14 protein-coding genes are annotated in these 13,009 nt (G+C 61.9%); 5 read left to right on the forward strand and 9 right to left on the reverse strand.

What is annotated here, in order from left to right; genetic code table 11:
* Positions 1-72: 72 nt before the first annotated feature.
* The 6 genes from Q4P21_RS05920 to Q4P21_RS05945 form a co-directional block, all read right to left on the reverse strand.
* Positions 73-795, reverse strand: coding sequence for a sirohydrochlorin chelatase (locus Q4P21_RS05920; protein WP_303387884.1), 723 nt, complete (start codon positions 793-795; stop codon positions 73-75).
* Positions 796-888: 93 nt separating this feature from the next.
* Positions 889-2,193, reverse strand: coding sequence for a dihydrolipoamide acetyltransferase family protein (locus Q4P21_RS05925; protein ID WP_303387885.1), 1,305 nt, complete (start codon positions 2,191-2,193; stop codon positions 889-891).
* Positions 2,194-2,202: 9 nt separating this feature from the next.
* Entirely contained in the window at positions 2,203-3,216 is a 1,014-nt protein-coding gene (locus Q4P21_RS05930; protein ID WP_207343316.1) for an alpha-ketoacid dehydrogenase subunit beta, read from the reverse strand.
* Positions 3,213-4,253 (reverse strand): pyruvate dehydrogenase (acetyl-transferring) E1 component subunit alpha, encoded by a 1,041-nt coding sequence (gene pdhA / locus Q4P21_RS05935; RefSeq protein ID WP_303387886.1) that lies wholly within the window; start codon positions 4,251-4,253, stop codon positions 3,213-3,215. The genes Q4P21_RS05930 and pdhA overlap by 4 nt, the downstream gene beginning before the upstream one ends.
* Positions 4,254-4,336: 83 nt before the next feature.
* A complete protein-coding gene (locus Q4P21_RS05940; protein ID WP_303387887.1) occupies positions 4,337-4,822 on the reverse strand; it encodes a CBS domain-containing protein in 486 nt (161 codons plus the stop codon).
* Positions 4,823-4,830: 8 nt separating this feature from the next.
* Positions 4,831-6,372: an MFS transporter gene (locus tag Q4P21_RS05945; RefSeq protein WP_303387888.1), complete on the reverse strand. Its 1,542-nt coding sequence runs from the start codon at positions 6,370-6,372 to the stop codon at positions 4,831-4,833.
* 247 nt (positions 6,373-6,619) lie between these two features.
* Between Q4P21_RS05945 and Q4P21_RS05950 the strand changes: the two genes are divergently transcribed.
* On the forward strand, positions 6,620-7,966 hold the full coding sequence (locus Q4P21_RS05950; protein ID WP_303387889.1) for an NAD(P)/FAD-dependent oxidoreductase: 1,347 nt from the start codon (positions 6,620-6,622) through the stop codon (positions 7,964-7,966).
* 5 nt (positions 7,967-7,971) lie between these two features.
* Here the strand turns inward: Q4P21_RS05950 and Q4P21_RS05955 are convergent, their stop codons facing one another.
* The 3 genes from Q4P21_RS05955 to Q4P21_RS05965 all read right to left on the reverse strand — a co-directional run bounded on the left by Q4P21_RS05955 (position 7,972) and on the right by Q4P21_RS05965 (position 10,755).
* Positions 7,972-9,192, reverse strand: coding sequence for an ABC transporter permease (locus Q4P21_RS05955; protein ID WP_303387890.1), 1,221 nt, complete (start codon positions 9,190-9,192; stop codon positions 7,972-7,974).
* Between the two features lies 1 nt (position 9,193).
* Positions 9,194-10,153, reverse strand: coding sequence for an ABC transporter ATP-binding protein (locus Q4P21_RS05960; protein WP_303387891.1), 960 nt, complete (start codon positions 10,151-10,153; stop codon positions 9,194-9,196).
* A gap of 173 nt (positions 10,154-10,326) precedes the next feature.
* Positions 10,327-10,755, reverse strand: coding sequence for an Hsp20/alpha crystallin family protein (locus Q4P21_RS05965; RefSeq protein ID WP_207343322.1), 429 nt, complete (start codon positions 10,753-10,755; stop codon positions 10,327-10,329).
* A 212-nt stretch (positions 10,756-10,967) separates the two neighbouring features.
* Here Q4P21_RS05965 and Q4P21_RS05970 point away from each other — a divergent pair, with 212 nt between their 5' ends.
* From Q4P21_RS05970 to Q4P21_RS05985, 4 genes are all read left to right on the forward strand, one after another.
* Positions 10,968-11,273, forward strand: coding sequence for a MerR family transcriptional regulator (locus Q4P21_RS05970; protein ID WP_303387892.1), 306 nt, complete (start codon positions 10,968-10,970; stop codon positions 11,271-11,273).
* 71 nt (positions 11,274-11,344) lie between these two features.
* Complete coding sequence (locus Q4P21_RS05975) at positions 11,345-11,989, forward strand: trimeric intracellular cation channel family protein (RefSeq protein ID WP_303387893.1); 645 nt, start codon at positions 11,345-11,347, stop codon at positions 11,987-11,989.
* Between the two features lie 42 nt (positions 11,990-12,031).
* The gene (locus tag Q4P21_RS05980; RefSeq protein WP_303387894.1) at positions 12,032-12,451 is read left to right on the forward strand and encodes a hypothetical protein; all 420 of its coding nucleotides are present in this window, start codon (positions 12,032-12,034) and stop codon (positions 12,449-12,451) included.
* 79 nt (positions 12,452-12,530) lie between these two features.
* On the forward strand, positions 12,531-13,009 hold a 479-nt coding region (locus Q4P21_RS05985; protein ID WP_303387895.1), incomplete at its 3' end, for a hypothetical protein.

Genomic DNA, 13,009 nt, shown 5'->3' on the forward strand with positions numbered 1-13,009 from the left:
AACCATGCGCATGAAGGCGCATGCGCATGGTTGGAGCCGGGGCGTGCGCAGAAGCCGACAGCTCCGCGCTAATCAGGCCCTCGATGCTGCGGAAATGGCTGCGTCGAAGTGCTCCAAGGCCAACTCGGCCAGCAGTTGCGAGGGCAGCAGCGGTTCAGACACCAGGTCGGCTCCCGCGTTGGCCAGTTGGTCGTGGAAATAGCCCGGTGCCAATAGATAGGACGCCACGGCAACCCCGGCCGCACCCTCGGCGCGCAGCTGTGCGACCGCTTCCGGTATCGATGGGCGCGCGCTTGCACCGTACGCCGCCACGATCCGCTCCGGGCGGCGCACAGCCAAATCAGCAGCCAGCACTTCAATCTGCTCGGCAGCTTCCGGGCGTGAGGACCCGGCAGCGGCCAACACAATCCCCCAGCCATGCGGTAGTTTCCCGAGCCGCTCATCCAGCAGTTTGGCCAGGCGGGGATCAGGCCCCAGCGGTGCGGCGGCCACCGTGTCCGAACGGCTGGCAACGGCTTCGGCAATGTCCACCTGCACATGGAATCCCACCGTGAGCAGCAGCGGCACGACGACGGCCCGCACCCCTGGCGCCACGCTCGCCACCACGTCGGGGAGCGCGGGCTCTTGAACGTCAACGTATGCCTCAAGGACCCGCAAACCCGGCCGAAGTTCAGCAATTTCGGCCCTGACCTGATTGATGCGCTGTTGGCCCTCAGCGTTGTTGGTGCCGTGGGCGCACGCGATCATGAAAGTGTCCACGCTTGGTGGGGCTGCATCGACTCGTGACGTGTTCATGGGCAAACTCCTTCTGGCCGGGCTGCCGGCGTGCGGGCTGATCTTGCTGCCAATGTACGTTAGTTGGAAGCCTCGCTGCCGGCCGGTGTGGCTTTAGAGTACTATCCGCATCGGGTCCTCCAAGATCTGCTTGAGGTTCTGCAGGAACGCGGCCGCTGTGGCACCATCGAGAACCCGGTGGTCCACCGTCAGGGTGAGTTTGAGTACTTTCCGTGTGGTGAGTTCACCGTCGCGCACCACCGGCTCCTCCGACGTTGCACCCACGGCGAGGATCGCCGCTTCGGGCGGGTTGATGATGGCCGTGAAATTGTCGATCCCGAACATGCCCAAGTTGCTGACCGTAAACGTCCCGCCGCTGAACTGCTGCAGCGTCAAGGTCCCTTCCCTGGCCTTGCTGGCCAAGTCCCGTGTTTCCGTGGCGATCTCCGCCAGGCCCTTCCTGTCCGCATCCCGCACCACAGGCACAATCAGGCCGTCCGGCACCGCAACGGCCAGGCCCACGTTGACGTGCCGATGCTGATAGATCTTGTCACCGGCCCACGACGAATTCACCACCGGGTGTGCCCGCAGCGCCACCGCACAGGCGCGCACCAGCAGGTCGGTGACGCTCGCCTTGACCCCCACATCCGCAAACCTCGCATTGATTCCACTGCGGAACTCCAGCAGCGCATCCATCTGAACCACGGCCGTCAGGAAGAAGTGCGGCACCGCAGAGCTCTCGGTCAGCCGTTTGGCCACGACCTTGCGCATCTGCGTCAACGGGATCTCAACCGAGTCCTCCTGTGCAGCAGGTGAAGAGCCAGTCGCAGGTGCAGGCGTGGACGACGGCGAGGGGGCCTTCTCATTTCGGCTGGCAGCAGCACCGTGGTCGCCGGCGGCATGGTCGCCAGGGGCGTGTTCCCCTGCGGCCAGAACGTCTGCTCTGACCACCCGGCCACCGGGACCGGTGCCCTTAATATCCGCAGGATCAAGGCCCCGTTCCACCGCCATCTTGCGCGCCAACGGAGATGCGAACACCCTGCCATCGGCATGACCGTGGGCGTCGGCATCGGAGTGGGCAGCACTTTTCGGGGCCAGGCCCTCGCTTGCGGGCGAGGCCACCTCTGCCGAACCGCCGCCTTCCGGAGCAGCGGCGTCAGGAGCAGAACCAGCGCCGGTACCACTGCCGTCACCAATGAATGCGACAGGCTGGCCGATGGCCACAGTGGCGCCCTCGGCCACCAGCAGACGCTCCAGCACGCCGTCGTCAAACGCCTCCAAGTCCATCGTGGCCTTGTCCGTTTCAATCTCACCGATAACGTCGCCGGCCTTGACTGTGTCGCCTTCGTGCTTGAGCCAACGACCCAGAATCCCTTCCTCCATGGTGTCGGAAAGGCGGGGCATAATTACCTCTGGCATGGGGTCCTCCTAGCTTTCGAAACTTGTGTCATCGAGCAGTTCAAGGATCACGCGGCGCAGGTCCCCGGCATCGGGCAGGGCACGGCGTTCCAAGGGTTTCGCGTACGGGAGCGGGACTTCGGCCGCCGCCACCCTGCGCACGGGCGCGTCCAGGTAGTCGAACGCACCCTCCATCAAAGTGGCCGAGATCTCCGCACCGATCCCGTAGCTGAGCCAGTCGTCCTCCAGCACCACCGCCCGGCCAGTCTTGCGCACGGAGGCACAGATGGTGGGACGGTCAAGGGGGCGCAGGCTGCGCAAGTCCACGACCTCCACGGAGATACCTTCCTCCGCCATCTGGCGAGCCACCTCAACAGCGATGGTCGTGGCCCGCGAGTACGCGATGACCGTCAGGTCGGTACCCTCCTTGACGACGGCGGCCCGGCCAATTTCCGCCGGCACGTCACCTGCGGGGACCTCGCCCTTCGTGTTGTACAGGGCCAGGTTCTCCAGAAAGATGACGGGGTCGTCGTCCCTGATGGCCGCCAGCAGCAAGGCCTTGGCGTCGGCGGGGGTGGAGGGTGCCACCACCTTGAGCCCGGGTACGTGCGCGTACCAGACCTCCAGGTTTTGTGAGTGTGTGGCAGCCAGCTGCTGCCCGCCGCCGCCTGGCATCCTAATCACCATGGGCACGCTTTGCTGCCCACCGAACATGCCGTAGATCTTCGCTGCGTGGTTCACGATCTGGTCGATGGCGATCAGGCTGAAGTTCAGTGTCATGATCTCCACCACCGGGCGCATGCCCAGCATCGCGGCACCGATGGCCGCCCCCACGAAGCCCTCCTCCGCGATGGGAGTATCCCTGACTCGTTCCGGGCCGAATTCGGTCAACAGCCCTGCCGTGATTTTGTAGGAACCTTCAAAGATGCCGATTTCCTCACCTACGAGGATCACCTTGTCATCGCGGCTCATCTCGCTCCGGAGGGCGTCGTTCAGGGCCTGCCGGTAAGTGACCAGCGTTGTCTTGTCTGCTTCTGTGCTCATGGCAGCACCACCATCCTTTCGCCGGGAAGTGCCGTGGGCGCATTGGGTACCGGGGTTGCATACGCGTAGTCGAAGAGTTGATCAGGGGTGGGGTCAGGCCCCGCATCCGCGAACGCCACGGCCGCCGCCACCTCACCATCCACTTTGGTTTCAATGGCCGCTGTCTGCTTTTCGGTGAGCGTGCCATCGGCAATCAGCCGGGCACGCAATGCCGGCACCGGATCCGCCTCTTGGGCAGTTTCAACATCCGCCGCTGAACGGTACCGTGCCGGGTCAACCACGGAGTGGCCGCGCAACCGGTAGCTCATCAATTCCAGCAAGGCTGGCCGGCGCTCAGTCCGGGCTTGGTCCAGTGCTTCGGTGGCTGCTTGGCGCACAGCCAGGACGTCCCCGCCGTCGGCCCTGACCCCGGGAATCCGGTAAGAGGCGCCACGCTTGTACAGTTCCGGCTCCCCTGCCGCCATCTCCACGGTGGTGCCCATGCCAAGCCTGTTGTTAATGACCACGTAGACAATGGGCAGCGACCACACGGCCGCCAGGTTCAGCGATTCGTGGAAGGCGCCAATATTAGTGGTCCCGTCCCCCATCTGGCACATGACGGCCTCAGCATCCGGTCCCGGTGCACCCCGGTACGTCAATGCCAGCGCCGCGCCAGTCGCCGGGGGGATCTGGCCGCCCACAATCCCATAGCCGCCGAGCATCCGCTTCTCAGTGTCGAACAAGTGCATGGACCCGCCACGTCCTTTGGAGACGCCGGTGGTCTTGCCAAAAAGTTCAGCCATGACCTTGCCGGTGTCCATGCCACGCATCAGGGCGTAGCCATGGTCGCGGTAGTTGGTGAAAAGGTAGTCAGTGGGCCGCAATGCGTCCATCAGCCCCACCACTGACGCCTCTTCGCCCAGGTTCAAGTGGCAATAGCCGCCGACCTTGGCCCGTTTGTACATCTGGTCCGCGCTCAATTCGAACTTGCGGATGAGTACCATCCGCCGGTAAAACTCCACCAACTGCTCGGCTTCCGCCGTCCTCGACTGTTTCATTGTGGTTCTCCTTCAAGCCTGCGTAGCTCTGGCAGTGCTGTGCTGAGTGGTGCCCGGTTGCCGGGCCTGCTGTGAGGGGACTGTCAGGTCCCGGGCGACTGTTCATGAAGTTCAAACCGGCTGCCGTCGGCCTGGCAACGGGGGCATTTGTCCGGCGGGGTGGGCCCGCGTACGGGTTCCCCACACACCGCACACACCCATTCCGTGGCAAGCAGCGAGACAATGTCTCCACGGCTCACGATTCCCACGACTCGGCCGTCCTCCAGAACCGGGAGCCGCCGGACTCGTTTTTCGATCAGCAGGTGCCGCAGATCTGCGATCCTGGTTCCCGCGCTGACGGAGATGACGGCGGTGGTCATGAGGGATGCTGCCGTTGCCCCCTCTTTCGCGAGCAGGTCAAATTCGCTGACCAATCCGAGGACGTGGCCCGAGTCGTCCACGACGGGCACGCCGCTGATCCTGTTGGCGCGGAGCAAATCCGCGATCTCGGCCACTGCCGTGTCCCCGGGGATGGCTATCACCGGGCTGCTCATGATGTCTGCCGCCGTAGCGGGGATTCTGGCGTCCATGGTTTCTCCTAATGTGCTTGTAACGGTCCGTGGCGGCCGGATCTGTGTCCGGCCGCCCCAAATTTTGCGGCATATTGTCCTTTGCGCGGCTGCCCGAAGCCGCTCTGTCCGGACCCGGCGGCGACGGCTCCGGGAGTGGTCTTGTCCTGGCAGCAGGCAGCCGATTCGTCGGGTATGAAGCCACCGGCGTCCTTGTTGGTAATTCCGACGGCGGAGATGGCCCCTCCGATCACCAGCAGAACAGCAACCACCGCCATGATGCGCCGGAACGAGTCAATATCCAGCGCTGTACCAACGATGATCCCGGCCAAGGCGATGGCGACCAGGCCCGCCACCCGGGAGACTGCGTTATTCACTGCCGAACCAATGCCGCTTTGCAGCGGAGGGACCGCACTGAGGATCGCCGAGGTCAGCGGCGCCACAGTCACGGCAAGGCCAAGGCCGTACAGAACCATGCCCGGAAGCATCTGCAGCCAGAAGTTAAACGGCTCACCGGCTGTCATCATCAACAAAAAGCCGATCCCGGCTACAACCGGGCCCACCGCCATGAACAGTCGCGGGCCGTACCGCCCGGACAACCCTCCGAACACACCTGCAAGGAACATGGAAAGCACCGCCACCGGCAGTGTTGCCAGCCCAGCCTGCGCGGCCGTGAATCCGGCAACCTCCTGCAGGAAGATCACCACCATGAGCGGGCCCAGCGACACTCCCGCATAGACAAAGGCCGTGGCCAGATTGCCAACACCAAAATTGCGGGCCCGGAACAGGACCAGAGGCATCATGGGGTGCCGTGCCTTGGCTTCCCAGAGCAGGAACGCAGTCAGCAGCAGGATCCCCATTACGAACGGGAGAAAGACGGCGGGGTTCTGCCAGCCGAGGCGTTGCTGCTCAATCAAGGCAAACACTGTGCCGGCCAGTCCCACCGCCGCCAGGACGGCGCCGACGACGTCGACCGGCGGGTGTCCTTTCCCGGCGTCGAATGCTCCGGCAGCCGGCCGGGTTCGCCCCAGTCCCATAAGGAGCACTAACGTGACGGCGATGGGAATGACGTTGATCGCAAACACCAGCCGCCAACTGATGTACTCCACCAGCACCCCTCCAAGCAGCGGGCCGGCGACGAAAGCGGTTCCCGTCCAGGCGGTCCACGTTCCGATGGCCTTGGCCCTGCCCGGACCGTTGAAAATGGAGGTGATCAGGGCCAGCGAGCTGGGCACCAGGAGTGCGGCCCCGGCACCCTGAACGGCACGGGCAGCAATGAGTAGCCCCCCGGTAGGTGCCACCGCGCAGGCCAGCGATGCGATACCAAAAATGGCCAACCCCAGACGAAGTATGCGGATCCTGCCAAAGTTGTCGGAGAGTGAACCTGCCAGGAGAATCAAGGCTCCCAGGGTCAGCAGGTAGGCATCAACCACCCATTGTTGAGTTGGCAGGCCACCACCGAGATCATCTTCGATGGCCGGAAGTGCCACATTGACAATGGCACCGTCAAGAAACGCCACAAAAGATGCGAGGATGGCCACCCACAGGACCCGGCGCTGCAACGGCGCCATCAGAGGACGTGCCGGAGGGCCGGAAACTGGCAGGATGGAGGCCGCGCGGGCCGATTCTCCCCTGCGCGGCCGGTCCGTTGGACCGTCACCTTTGCGCTGCCTCCCCATGTGGCCATTAGAGCCCTGTGAGGCCAGCGCGTCAAGGGCACGGCACGGCCGGTCATTGACGTCCGTGCCCAACAGGGCGATCGTGGAAGGGAAGGCAGCCGAACGGCTACGGTGAACAGTCAGCAATCCAGGAGCGGTCATGACACCCAAGCAGTCCCCTCACATCCTTATTCTTGGCGGCGGATACGTCGGCCTCTACACCGCCTGGGGGCTGCGCCGCGCACTTCCCCCAGGCAAGGCGCGAGTCACGGTGGTTGAACCCAACCCGTACATGACGTACCAGCCTCTGCTGCCGGAGGTGGCTGGGGGCGAGCTTGACGCCCGCAGCGTTGCGGTGGATCTGACCCGTGCACTGAAGGGCATGGACCTGTTTCGCGGACGGCTCCTCTCGCTGGACGTGGCAGGACGCACTGCCCGCCTTGAATCACTCAGCGGCGAAACCTCCACAGTGGCTTTTGACCACGTAGTCCTTGCCATGGGCGCAGTCAGCAGGACTTTTCCCACGCCGGGTTTGGCCGATCACGGCATCGGTTTCAAGACCCTTGCGGAGGCCGTCCACGTCCGCAACCAAGTGTTGGGAAACATTGCCCTTGCAGCATCCTCCACCGACCCGGAAGTGCGGGCGAAGGCCTTGACGTTTGTTTTCGTGGGTGGCGGCTACACGGGGGTGGAAGCCCTGTGCGAGCTCAGTGACCTGGCCAAGCTCGCAGTGGATGAACGCCCGTCACTGAACCGTAGCGAACTGCGTTGGGTGCTGGTGGAAGCCTTGGACCGGGTGGCACCGGAGGTGGGCCCTAAACTCTCAAAGTTCACTCTTGCCCAGCTGCGTGAGCGCGGTATCGACGTTCGTCTGGAGACCACGATGAAGTCCTGCGTGGATTCGCAGGTAGTCCTCAGCGACGGCAGCACCTTCGCCGCGAACACCATTGTCTGGACGGCGGGGGTCAAGCCAAACCCTGTATTGGATGACACCGACGTACCCCGCGGCCCCAAGGGGCATGTCAGTGCCAATGCCAAGCTTCAGGTCATCGACGACGACGGCGTGCCCGTGCCAGGCGTCTGGGCGGCTGGCGACAACGCCCAAGTCCCCGACGCGACTGCCGAAAAGCAGCCAGCCTTCTACGCACCCAACGCCCAAAACGCCGTGCGCCAGGCGAAAGTGCTGGCGCAGAACATTGCGGCTGCCTTGGAAGGCAAGCCTCCTGCAGAATTCAAGCACAAGTCCCTGGGTACCTTGGCGAGCTATGGGGTTGGCCGGGGTGCCGCCGTCGTGCTGGGTATTGAACTTAAAAACAGGCCCGCCTGGATCGTCGACAGGATGTACCACGGTCTTGCCGTGCCAACCTTCAACCGCAAATGGCATGTGTTTTCGGCGTGGATTGTCGGCGCCTTCAGCAAGCGCGACCTCACCGCGCTGCCGGGCATTGAACACCCCCGCCGGGCGTTCCTGGAGACGTTCGAGAAGAAAGACAAGAAGAAGGATTAGGACGCTCAGCCCTTTTTCGTGAAGGCCCTGCGCAGCGAGAGCTTGCGGGAATACTCGATGGAGCCGTAGCGGAACAAGTGCACGGCAACGCGCAAGGCCAGCAGGCCGAACACGAATAGTTCCGCAATCACAATGGCCGCCGAGACGCCGTTGAGTGAGCCAAACGCGTTGCGCAGAATGGCGGTGATGGGCGCCGTGAAGGGGAAGAACGTGAAGACTTGCACAATCAAGGAGCCGGGGTCGCTGACCACCAGGGTCACAATGTAAAACGGGACGAACATCATGATCATGACCGGGGCAAACACGGCAGCCGCATCCTTGGCCGTGGGCATGACGGCCCCAATGCCCACCAGTACGCCGGTAAAGAGGATGAAACCGCCAATAAACAGCAGCGCGCCCACCATCATCGGTAGGAACTGGAATTGCAGCGCGGAAAGGTCAAAGTCCGGGATGGCCAGCTGCCCGCGGAAGAACACATAGCCCAGCAGCATGGGCGTGGAAAACACCAGCGCCTGCACCGCACCGACAAGGAACAACGAAATCACCTTGCCCACCACCAGCGTTGTCGGGTCAAGGGTAGTCAGGATCATTTCGGTGACCCGGTTCTCCTTCTCCTCCAGCGTTGACGCCAGCATTTGATTGGCCAGCAGGATGATCACCACATAGAACAGCACCAGGAACAGCAGCGGCGGCACCACGGTTTCCAAGCCGCCGGAGGGTTGGCCGTCCTTGAACGTTTGCGCTTCGGTGCTGAAATTTCCCTGCACGGCGGCCGTCAGTTCAGCCGAGCCCACCTTTTCCTGGGCCGAAAGAATGACCAGCTGCTTGGCCACGGCGTCGTACGTGCCGTTCTTGAAAATGCCCTGATCCATGCCATAGACCAGCACCGGTTCCTTCGTGATGCTGGCCGGGAAACTGAAATAGGCATTGAGTTTGCCTTCCTTCACACGTTCGACGGCGGTGCCCGGGCTGGTCTCGATGCGCCCACCCATCGCTGTGGCAATGGCCGGATCAATGAGCTGCGAAGCGTCGGAATAGCTGAAGTCGAGGCTCTGGTTTTTTTGTTGTTCGGTGCGGTCCTGTGCTGAAGAAGTGCTGACAAAGACCAGCACGAAGACAATGGCCAGCAGCACCGGAATGGCCAGTGTGGCAATCCAGAAGCGACGTTTTTTCACGGTCCTGGTGAACTCGAATTGAACTACCGTGCCCAGGTTATGGCGGGCCATGTCACTTCACCTGCCCGTGGCTGTTGCCGGCGGGTGCGGTGCCGGTGCTTCCGGATGCCACGTCTTCGCCGTAGATCTGGATGAAGATGTCATCCAGGCTGCGTTTGGCTGCCACAAATCCGCGCACCACCACGCCGGCCAGCACCAGTTCCTTGAGTATCTGCGCCTCGTCGATGCTCTCATCCACGGACAGCTCCGCATAGTTCGTTTCATGCAAAGCCACCTTGTAGTGCGGCGAGGTTGGCAGGTTCCCGGAGTATTTGAGTTTGATGGTGCGCCCGCCAAATTGATTCTGCACCTCATCGATGGTTCCGTAGGCCTCGGCCCTGCCGTCCTTGAGGAGGATGATCCGGTCACACAACCGCTCCACCTCCTCCATTTGGTGGGTGACCATCATGACCGTGGCACCGGCTTCCTTGCGCTCTTCGATGATGTCCATCAGGAGCCGCCTGTTGACAGGGTCAAAGCCCTTGGTGGGTTCATCGAGAATGAGGAGTTCGGGTTCGTTCATGATGGTCACACCCAGCTGGATCTTTTGCTGTTCCCCGCCGGAAAGCTTGTCCACGCGCACATCGGCCTTGTTCGCCAGATCCACCCTGTCCAGGTACTGCCGGGAAAATACCTGCGCGTTCTGTTTCGACAGCCCCTTGAGCCGGCCGAAGTAGGTCATGACGTCAAGCACCGACTCTTTTTTATACAGCCCCCGCTCCTCCGGCAGGTACCCAAGCCGGGAGCCGAAGTCGTCACTGAACACCTTCCCGTTGATCTCAAGGGTTCCCGAGGTGGGACGGTAGATGCCCAGCAGGGCACGGATCGTCGTCGTCTTTCCACTGCCGTTGCTGCCCAGGAACCCGAAGGTCTCACCTCGGGCAACGTCAAAGCTCAGCCCCTCAATGACCTTCTTGGAGCCAAAGTGCATGTGGAAGTCATGGATGTGGATGAGCGGCGGTGCAGCATTCATACCGCCACACTAGTCCTTCGGGTTTCGATGGGTTAGTAGTCCGGAACGAGCAGCGGTCCCCGGCCGTGGATCTGGCCGGGGACCGCTGAATTTTCGTCGCAGTTAAGCAAGGTTCAGAGAAACCGCCTTTCTATCAGTTCCTGTTCTTACTCCGTGGTTGCGAGTTGTAGTGATCAGGCATTGATGGCTTGACGTTCCCCCTCCTTCTGCTGCGTGGTGATGGCGATCTTGCGCGGTTTGGCCTTTTCTGCCACCGGAATGCGCAGTCGCAGCACACCGGTGTCATAGCTTGCTTGGATATTCTCCGTGTCCAGGTTCTCCCCCAGGACCAACTGGCGGTTGAATACCCCGCGCGGCCGCTCGGCGGCCAACATTTCCCTGTCCCCGTCCAGACCCTCGCGTTCGGCCCTGACGGTGACCACGTTGCGTTCCACATCCAGGTTGATCGACTCCGGGCTCACTCCAGGCAGGTCGAACTCCACCTCAAAAGTGTCACCTTGACGCCAAGCGTCCATCGGCATCGCCGCTGGACGGGCTGCAGTGCCGAGTACCTGCTGGGCAAGACGGTCAAGTTCACGGAACGGGTCTGTACGCATCAACATGGCAATTCACTCCTTTTCAACGCCACTGGATCTCAGTGGAACTTGGTGCCATTTTCACTTGTTGGTCCCCTCCACGATCTGTGGTGGAAGGTATAGATTTTTTATAACATAGATGAAACATTGGTGCAAGAAGTTCTTCCGAAACTTCGTGACGAAATTAAGATAGAACGCAGACGCAACATAGTCAAGGCAACGCAAGGAGCTGGCTACTGGTGGGAAATGAGAGTCCACAGGATCGCGGCGCGTACGCCATCTCAGTTGCGGCTGAACTCCTCGGGATCGGTCAGCAAAACCTGCGGCTTTACGAACGCAGGGGCCTTGTGCAGCCGGAGCGCACCGTTGGAGGAACCCGCCGCTACAGTGAGACGGATCTGATGGTTCTGGCGCGAATCACTGAGCTCCTGTCCGCGGGGCTCAACCTCGCGGGCATCCGGCTGGTGCTGGATCTGGAAACTGAAAACATGCAGCTGAAGGCAGCACTGGCCAGCAAGCGCCCCGTCCAAGTCCCGGAGGATTAGCCGCATATCTGCGGCGCCGCGTAGGCTTGATGCGGCCTCCCCCATTTCGCCACCCCCTATCGAATGCACCCATGACCTTTGACCTTCCGCTCATGCTCGACCTTCTGGGCGTCTTCTTCTTCGCTGTTTCCGGTTGCCTGCTCGCAGCCCGCAAAGGCTTCGACCTCGTGGGCTCGGTGCTGCTTGGTTCCATGGTTGGTTTGGGTGGCGGGGTGGTCAGGGACATCATTCTTGATCAGGGCCCGCCAGCCGCGTTTACCAACCAGCTGTACTTGGTGCCTCCCGTGGCTGCCGCCCTCCTGGTCTATTTCACCGTCAAGAACGTCAAGCGCAGCGGCCGCCCCCTGTTCATGTTCGACGCCGGAGGGTTGGCTCTGTTTTGTATCACCGGCACGCTGAAGGCGCTGGAGGCCGGGATGAACCCCGTTGCCTCGATCCTATTGGGCGTCACCACTGCTGTGGGCGGTGGCATCCTGCGTGACATCACAGCCAATGACGTACCGAAGGTCTTTGACCCCAAGGATCTTTATGCCATCCCCGCCTTTGCCGGTGCCGCCCTGGCCACTGTCCTGTGGCATGTGGGATGGCTGAACCTGGCAACCGGAACCGTTGCCGCCGTCGTCGTTTTCGCGTTCCGGCTGCTCAGCCTCCGGTATGGCTGGCACGCTCCCTTAGCGGCCCGGAGTTGGGCGGCACGGCGTCCCCGCCGCAGCTAGAATTGTCCTTGGAGCAGTGCACGCCAATTTTCGGAGATTTGAATGTCTGACATGTTCGTAGAGAAGTTCCGCGGCCTGGTGCCGTTGTACCTGGCGGAGCCGTGGCAGGAGGCTGACGGCATCACGCTGGTGGACCTTGACACGGTCTTTAAGGAATTGCAGATCAAGGTGCCGCTGGTGCTGCGTGAATTTCTGCACGCCTTGGGCAATTGTGAAGAGCTCATGGAGGCGTACTACTACTTCTGGGATCCCGAGGAGCTTGAAATTGAGGACGGCTACCTGCTGTTCCTAGAAGACGAGGACGAGGCCTACACCTGGGGCATGCTGGTGGATCAGGCCGATGTCCCGGATCCCATCGTGTGGCGACGGAATAATGCCACTGGCGCATGGGTCAACGAAGAAGGCACGTTCAGCGAGTTTGTGTTTGACATGCTCGACTGGGTCTTCACCGACGAGGACTAGTCCAGGGCAACCGGATGCACGGATAACTATAAGGTTGCGGCTATGGGAATATTCCTCCGGTGGCGGTAGCGTTGCGTTTATGGACGCACAGCAGCCTTTGACAACGTTGGTTCCCGATCCCGCCGAGATTGTGGGGCTCATCGAAAGGATGGTCGACGGCAGGTGGCCGCGCTCTGAATTCGACAGAAAGACGTTGTTCTTGGATCTAGGCTTCACCTCCGGGGCCAGCTGGGACGATGCCGCCACTGCGACAGAGACGCATCACTACTCACTGGGCATCGGGGAGAAGCCGCGTGAGATTATGTCGTCTTGGACCTCCCACAACGGGCGCTTCGTGGGTATCAGTATGCACCTCTACTCCTCCATGGACACGGACAACCCCTCCACCCGCCAAGGCTTTGAGGACTTTCACCGCCAGTTGACGGCGCTTTATGGCGAGCCGACCAACCCCTGGCATGATCCTGTAGTGCCGGCATGTGTGTGGAATGTGAACGGCCGCCGGATTGTGATCCGCTTCTTCAACCTCCAGCACAGCAGCATGATGCTCAGTGTTGAGGA

Source organism: Arthrobacter sp. (assembly GCF_030540645.1).
Taxonomy (GTDB): Bacteria; Actinomycetota; Actinomycetes; order Actinomycetales; family Micrococcaceae; genus Specibacter.

Coding starts and splice junctions, on each gene's coding strand:
- Q4P21_RS05920 (WP_303387884.1), bottom strand. CDS start 795: ATGAACACGTCACGAGTCGATGCAGCCCCACCAAGCGTGGACACTTTC.
- Q4P21_RS05925 (WP_303387885.1), bottom strand. CDS start 2,193: ATGCCAGAGGTAATTATGCCCCGCCTTTCCGACACCATGGAGGAAGGG.
- Q4P21_RS05930 (WP_207343316.1), bottom strand. CDS start 3,216: ATGAGCACAGAAGCAGACAAGACAACGCTGGTCACTTACCGGCAGGCC.
- pdhA (WP_303387886.1), bottom strand. CDS start 4,253: ATGAAACAGTCGAGGACGGCGGAAGCCGAGCAGTTGGTGGAGTTTTAC.
- Q4P21_RS05940 (WP_303387887.1), bottom strand. CDS start 4,822: ATGGACGCCAGAATCCCCGCTACGGCGGCAGACATCATGAGCAGCCCG.
- Q4P21_RS05945 (WP_303387888.1), bottom strand. CDS start 6,372: ATGGCGCCGTTGCAGCGCCGGGTCCTGTGGGTGGCCATCCTCGCATCT.
- Q4P21_RS05950 (WP_303387889.1), top strand. CDS start 6,620: ATGACACCCAAGCAGTCCCCTCACATCCTTATTCTTGGCGGCGGATAC.
- Q4P21_RS05955 (WP_303387890.1), bottom strand. CDS start 9,192: ATGGCCCGCCATAACCTGGGCACGGTAGTTCAATTCGAGTTCACCAGG.
- Q4P21_RS05960 (WP_303387891.1), bottom strand. CDS start 10,153: ATGAATGCTGCACCGCCGCTCATCCACATCCATGACTTCCACATGCAC.
- Q4P21_RS05965 (WP_207343322.1), bottom strand. CDS start 10,755: ATGTTGATGCGTACAGACCCGTTCCGTGAACTTGACCGTCTTGCCCAG.
- Q4P21_RS05975 (WP_303387893.1), top strand. CDS start 11,345: ATGACCTTTGACCTTCCGCTCATGCTCGACCTTCTGGGCGTCTTCTTC.
- Q4P21_RS05980 (WP_303387894.1), top strand. CDS start 12,032: ATGTCTGACATGTTCGTAGAGAAGTTCCGCGGCCTGGTGCCGTTGTAC.